This is a genomic window from Candidatus Protofrankia californiensis, from assembly GCF_900634765.1.
GTDB classification, from domain to species: Bacteria; Actinomycetota; Actinomycetes; order Frankiales; family Frankiaceae; genus Protofrankia; species Protofrankia californiensis.
Map to the genome: position 1 here is coordinate 16,963 of NZ_CAAAFT010000050.1, position 603 is coordinate 17,565.

Sequence of the window (603 nt, forward strand, 5' to 3'; positions counted from 1 at the left end):
GTCATTCTGTTGTTCATTAGTGTTTGAAGCATAGATCTTTTGGTCGACGGAGTTGTGACTGATGGGGGAGCGGGTAGTCCCGTTCAGCAGAGTCCCGCCGAACACAGCGTGGTCGAGTTCGGTGTGCTGGAGTTCGGCCTGGTCGAGTTCGCCGTCCCGGTCCAGGGGTTGCGCGGTCTTCCAGAGCTGATCGAACAACATCGTGGCCAGGTTCGTCAGCGCCGGCTCCCGGAGCAGCAGCGCACGGGCATGCTCCTCGTTCGGGCCGGGCGTCAGCAGGAGCAGGGCGACCTCGCGGTCGACCATGGTCATATCCGCCAGCGGGGCGTCGGTCACCCGCAGGTCCAGGCCGTGCGCGTCGGCGGCGCCGCATATGGCGATCGCATCGTCCCCGTGGGCCGGGCGCGGACAGATACCGCGTACGACGACCCCGCGGTCGAGGGCCTGCAGGACGGCCTGTGTGCATTCCGCTGTCATGACCGACGTTTGCTCGGGTCGGGCGTACAGAACGAGCAGCTCCCGTTCAGCGCCGGCCACGAGATCGAGTAGCTGCTCCTCGACCGCCTTCGCGCTCTCCAGGCGTGCAACATCAACACTTGGTCC

General features: G+C 65.5%; 1 pseudogene. It reads right to left on the reverse strand.

Annotation, left to right across the window (positions count from 1 at the left end):
• Nucleotides 1-603, reverse strand: a pseudogene (locus DD1DGNOD_RS26430) (hypothetical protein); the annotation flags it as partial.